We start from the raw sequence: 5,030 nt of genomic DNA on the forward strand, positions 1-5,030 counted from the left end.
TGCAGGCACACGCCAGACGCCTGACGCCTGATGCGCGGGCGCCGGCCCGCCTGGCTGGCTGGTGATCTGGATCAGCCCGTGGTTGTGGCAGAACCGGATCATGGTGACCACCGGAAACTGCAGCATCTGCTCGGTCGGGCAGGGTCAGGTCAACGGTGTGGGTGTGGCCGCCAAAATAATCGCCGGCTTAAAACAGCGTGACCTCGGCCACGCCGTGCAGCGCATGCGCGGCTGCCAGGCCCGAAATGCCCGAACCCACAATGGCCACACGCAAGGGGGCGCTGCTCACGGGAACACCGGCAGGATAAAAATGTTGCGAAGCATCCCGGAACGAACTGGGGGAGGAGGGAGGAGGAAAACCGCCCCGGGCTGACATCTGAACCAGAGCGGTTCAGAAGGCTTCGCAACAATGAAACTGATTTTTTGCGGGCGCCGTGTGTGAAGACAAACGGCGCCTTACTTTTTTTGAGGGTGCTGCGATGACCATAGTTCCCCGCAGGATCGGGACCGGCCCGGTAAAGTTTTGTGAAGGCTGCAACGGCGCAGGCCTGTCACTGGCACGGTCAAGGCCCTTTTCAGGGGCGTGGCGGGAGGGCCATGACGACGGCAAGGCAGGCACATGCCCGCATCATAAGGGCCTTATTACCATTTGGTCAATATAGTGACTAAATGGTAATTAAATTTTGAGCGCTGATTATTTGCGGGCCAGCTGTTTTTCAATTTCAGCGATAAATGCAGGGCTGGCGGGGTCGGTGCCGGTGTTGAAGCTGAGCACGCCGACGCCGTCGCGGGCGATCAGGTACTTGTGAAAGTTCCAGCCCGGCGCCTTGCCGGTGCTGGCGGCCAGCTGCCTGAACAGCGGGCTGGCGTCCTTGCCGCGCACGCTGGTTTTGGTGAACATCGGGAATTTCACGCCAAAGGTGCTCTCGCAGAAATCGGCAATCTCCTGGTTGCTGCCCGATTCCTGGGAAAAGTCGTTGCTGGGAAAACCCAGTACCACCAGCCCGCGGTCCTTGTAACGGGCATGGAGCGCTTCGAGTCCTTTATACTGCGGCGTGAAGCCGCAAAAGCTGGCGGTATTGACCACCAGTACGACCTTGCCGCTGTACTGGCACAGCGACTGCGGTTTTTCATCCTGCAGGCGCAGCATACTGTGTTGCAGCAGTGCGGGACACGGCGCGGCCATGGTCGCTGGCGTGGCCGACCTGACGGGCGGCGCAGACAGCACGGCGCTGCCCAGCAGCATGCTCCAGAGCAAGGGTTTCAGGGGCAGGGCGTTCATGGCGGCACTCGCTGAAAAATGAGGGGGTGTCATGATTCTGGCATGCGGGCTGAAACTGGCGACCGTTGTAGGGCAATAGCCTGCAAGTCGTCTGCCGTCACATTCGCCGCCTAAAATGCAGGGGTTACCCAGGATGGGCCTGGCGGGACATCCAAGGCAGATTTCTCTGCGTATCCCTTGCAAGGAGTTCCTATGCTTTACCCCGAATTATTTAAACAGCTTGAATCCGTCCGCTGGGACATGGACAAAGACATCCCCTGGGATAGTTTTGACGCTTCCAAACTGACCGACGAGCAAGCCCAGACCATCAAGATGAACGCCATCACCGAATGGGCGGCCTTGCCGGCGACGGAAATGTTCTTGCGCGACAACCGTGACGACAGTGATTTTTCGGCGTTCATGTCGATCTGGTTTTTTGAAGAGCAAAAGCACTCGCTGGTGCTGATGGAGTACCTCAGGCGCTTCAAGCCGGAGTTTGTACCCACGGAAGCGGAGCTGCACGAAGTGCGCTTCGAGTTCGAGCCGGCCCCTGCGCTGGAAACGCTGATGCTGCATTTTTGCGGCGAGATTCGCCTGAACCACTGGTACCGCTGCGCCAGCGAATGGCACACCGAGCCGGTCATCAAGCAGATCTACACCCAGCTCAGCCAGGACGAAGCGCGCCACGGCGGCGCCTACCTGCGCTACATGAAGCGCGCCATCAACAAGTCCGGCATCGAGGCCAAGATCGCCTTTGCCAAGGTCGGCGTGCTGATGGCCAGCGCCCGCCGCACCTCGCAGGCGCTGCACCCGACCAATCTGCATGTGAACAAAAACCTGTTCCCGCGCGACACCATCCAGAGCCGGCTGCCCGATCCCGCGTGGCTGGAACAGTGGCTGGACACCCAGATCAAGTTTGACGCGGCGTGGGAAACCAAGGTCGTGGACCGACTCCTGCACAACATGAGCCTGCTGCTGAACCAGAGCTTCAAGACCGTGCAGGACCTCAACCGCTACCGCAAGGAACTGGGCCGCGAGGCCGCCGCCCTGGCCGCTGCGCCGCTTGAAGCCACGCCGCAAGCGGTGTGAGCGCGCCCGCTTTTCTGGCCAAGCTGGCCGCGCGCGAAGATGCCCAGGCGCGCGTCGCAGCGCTGCCGCGCCCCGTCGTGTTCACCAACGGCGTGTTTGACGTACTGCACCGCGGACACGCCACCTACCTGGCGCAGGCGCGCGCGCTGGGCGCCAGCCTGGTGGTGGCGCTCAATACCGATGCCTCGGCCCGGCGGCTGGGCAAAGGCCCGGACCGCCCGCTGAACAATGAGCAGGACCGCGCCGCGCTGATGGCGGCGCTGGCGTCGGTGAGCCTGGTGACCTGGTTTGACGAGGACACGCCGCTGGCGCTGATCACCGAGCTCCGGCCCGATGTGCTGGTGAAAGGCGGCGACTACGACATGCGCACGCTGGCCGAGACTGCGGTGGTGGAAAGCTATGGCGGCAAGGCGCTGGCGATTCCGTTTGTCGACGGCTACTCGACCACGGCGCTGGTGCAGAAGATTCGCGAGAAGTCCTAAATTAATAGCGGCTTGCGTACACTGGTAAAGGGCTAGAGGCCGATTTGGCTTGTATTTTTTGTAGGGCCGGTTCGCGCCTTCCTGGCTCGCCAGTTCCACAAATTCTCGTTTGATGTCCATCACGGCTTTCGGTGTCCAGGGCATGGCCTTCTCCTTGCGCGACTTGCGCAGAAGAAGTGTTTACCATGTCCTCGCACACCTGTTTCGTATGTCTCCGGTCCATACAGAAAAGAAAGCCGCTGTGCCAGCCCCACTCAGGCGACCGGGTTGAACGTGCTCGTCCACAGCGCCTGGATGGCCTCGCGTTCGGCCACCAGTGCGGGCGGGCTGACCTGGGTCGGCTCTTCGTTCAGGCGGGCCTGGTGCTGCACGCGGCGCAAGGTGCGGTAGGCGCTGGCCGCGTGCTGGCCCATGCCCTCGGGCAACAGGCTGGCCAGTTCTGCGCGCTGCAGCAAGGCAATGTTGCCGACGTTGTCGGCCAGTTCGGGGTGCCTGGCCGACTCGGACAACACCAGAAACTGCACGGCAAATTCAGCGTCCACCATGCCGCCCGTGCTGTGTTTCACATCGAACTTGTCGCCCTTGACCGGGTGGGCCTTGCGCACCTTCTCGCGCATTGCAACGATTTCGCTGCGCAGCGCCGACAGGTCGCGCGGCGCCGAGATCACGCTGTGGCGGACCTCGTCAAAGCGCCGCCGCAGCGACGCATTGCCCAGCACAAAGCGCGCGCGGGTCATGGCCTGGTGTTCCCAGGTCCAGGCGGTATTGCTGCCGCGCTGCTGCTGGTAGCGGGCGTAGGCCTCAAAGCTGGTGACCAGCAGGCCGGAGTTGCCATTGGGGCGCAGGGCGGTGTCGATTTCAAACAGGTCGCCCTCGCCGGTCTTGATGGTCAGCCAGTTGATCAGTTTGCGCACGAAGGCGGCATAGACCTCGGGGGCGCGCTCGTCCTCGTCTTCGTAGACAAACACGATGTCCAGGTCGCTGCCATAGCCGAGCTCCTTGCCGCCCAGCTTGCCGTAGGCAATGATGGCGAACTGCGGCGTTTCCCGGTGCCTGTTTTTAAGGCGCTGCCAGCACCAGTCGGTGGTGATGTTCAAAACGGCTTCGGCCAGTGCGCTCAGGTCGTCGGCCACCTGCTCGACCGTGAGCACCCCCTCCACATCCCGCGCCAGCGTGCGGAACACTTCGGCGTGGTGGGCACGGCGCAGCAGGTTCAGGCAGGTTTCCTCGTCATCTTCACCGGTGCGCCTGAGCGCGGCCAGCCGCTGCTGCAGCTCCCTGATGAAGGCGGCGGCGTCAAAGCGCTCGTGCATCAACTCGTCGCTGGCAAGCTCGTCAATCACGCCGGGGTGCTGGAACAGGTAGCGCGCCGGCCATTTCGCCGCGCCGAGCAGCCGCAGCAGGCGCTCGTGCACCGCCGGGCGTTCGAGCAGCAGCGCTAGGTAGCTTTCCCGCCTGAGCAGGGGCTCTATCCAGTCAATCAGCCGCAGCGCGGCCTCTTCCGTCACCCTGCCCTCCATCAGCCACAGCGCGCTGCGCTGCAGCAGCCGGCTCAGGCGGGCGCGCGAGTCTTCGCGCAGGGCGAGTACCCTGGGATGCTGGCACCACAGCGCCAGCCTGGCCCTGAACTGCGCCGGCCAGTGCGCGGGCAACTGTTCCAGCAACTCTTCGAGCTGCGGCGACGCCGCGCCGGCGGCCCCGTTGCCATTGCCATTGCCACAGCCTTTGCACTCGGGTTTGCCGCCGAGCAGCTTGTCAAATTCGCCCGCCACCAGCTCACGGTGGCTGTCCAGTTCGCTGAGAAACTGGCAGCAGTTGCCGTACCCGAGGGTCTCTGCAATCCAGCCGAGGTCGTCGTCGCGGGTGGGCAGGACATGGGTTTGCTGGTCGTCCAGGTACTGGATGCGGTGCTCCACGCGGCGCAGGAAATCGTAGGCCCGCGCCATCGCATCGGCGGTGTCCTGGGGCATCAGCCCGGCGCTGGCCACGCGCTGCAGCGCGTCCACGGTGGGGCGGGTGCGCAGTTCGGGAAACTGCCCGCCGCGCACCACCTGCAGCAACTGCACGGTAAATTCGATCTCGCGTATGCCGCCGCGCGACATTTTGACGTCGTTGGCGCGCTCGGGGTGACCGGCGCAGCGCTTGGCCGCGTGCTCGCGGATTTGCCGGTGCAAAATGCGCAGCGCGTCAAACACGCT

The 5,030-nt window shown here is 63.4% G+C and carries 4 protein-coding genes and 1 pseudogene; 2 read left to right on the top strand and 3 right to left on the bottom strand.

The features are described from left to right. Positions 1 to 190 precede the first annotated feature (190 nt). Together Q8K05_RS16835 and Q8K05_RS16840 are read right to left on the bottom strand one after the other, a co-directional pair. Positions 191 to 274: pseudogene (locus Q8K05_RS16835) on the bottom strand (NAD(P)-binding protein); the annotation flags it as partial. Between the two features lie 420 nt (positions 275 to 694). Beyond that, a complete protein-coding gene (locus tag Q8K05_RS16840) occupies positions 695 to 1,282 on the bottom strand; it encodes a glutathione peroxidase (protein WP_305247766.1) in 588 nt (195 codons plus the stop codon). Between the two features lie 192 nt (positions 1,283 to 1,474). On the opposite strand from Q8K05_RS16840, the gene Q8K05_RS16845 reads away from it, so the two are divergent. Together Q8K05_RS16845 and rfaE2 are read left to right on the top strand one after the other, a co-directional pair. After that, positions 1,475 to 2,350 (top strand): ferritin-like domain-containing protein, encoded by an 876-nt coding sequence (locus Q8K05_RS16845; protein ID WP_305247767.1) that lies wholly within the window; start codon positions 1,475 to 1,477, stop codon positions 2,348 to 2,350. Continuing rightward, positions 2,347 to 2,832: a D-glycero-beta-D-manno-heptose 1-phosphate adenylyltransferase gene (gene rfaE2, locus Q8K05_RS16850; RefSeq protein ID WP_305247768.1), complete on the top strand. Its 486-nt coding sequence runs from the start codon at positions 2,347 to 2,349 to the stop codon at positions 2,830 to 2,832. Before Q8K05_RS16845 ends, rfaE2 begins: the two co-directional genes overlap by 4 nt. Before the next feature lie 254 nt (positions 2,833 to 3,086). On the opposite strand, the gene glnE is transcribed toward rfaE2, so the two are convergent. Beyond that, the coding region (gene glnE / locus Q8K05_RS16855; protein WP_305247769.1) for a bifunctional [glutamate--ammonia ligase]-adenylyl-L-tyrosine phosphorylase/[glutamate--ammonia-ligase] adenylyltransferase at positions 3,087 to 5,030 on the bottom strand (1,944 nt) is incomplete at its 5' end.

Source organism: Polaromonas sp., from assembly GCF_030682935.1.
In the GTDB taxonomy this organism is placed as follows: Bacteria; Pseudomonadota; Gammaproteobacteria; order Burkholderiales; family Burkholderiaceae_C; genus Polaromonas.